The sequence below is a fragment of the Levilactobacillus koreensis JCM 16448 genome (assembly GCF_001435525.1).
GTDB classification, from domain to species: domain Bacteria; phylum Bacillota; class Bacilli; order Lactobacillales; family Lactobacillaceae; genus Levilactobacillus; species Levilactobacillus koreensis.
Genome location: NZ_AZDP01000031.1, coordinates 1 through 293, shown reverse-complemented (window position 1 = coordinate 293; position 293 = coordinate 1). Strand labels below are relative to the sequence as shown.

Here is a 293-nt window from a genome sequence, read left to right as displayed (position 1 = left end):
TGGTTTCTACACATTGGCATTACCAAAGAAGTTAGCGATTTTAATTCCAAGGACAATCCGCAAATCGTAGGGATTGATCGCGGGTTACGCTTCCTAGCAACTACCTTTGATAGTGAAGGGAAAACACTATTCTTTGATGGTCAAAAAGTCTTACGTAAGCGGAGAAAATTTCTTAAGGTTCGTCGACAACTACAAAGTAAGAACACCACGTCTGCCAAGAGAAAACTGAAGCAACTAGCTCAACGAGAGAACCGCTGGATGACCGATGTGAATCATCGGCTAGCTAAGACACT

At 42.7% G+C, this 293-nt stretch carries 1 protein-coding gene; it reads left to right on the top strand.

Going from position 1 to position 293, the window contains the following annotated elements; translation table 11 throughout:
* Positions 1-293 (top strand): transposase (locus FC99_RS02165; RefSeq protein ID WP_156639336.1); only part of this gene is annotated, 293 nt, incomplete at both ends.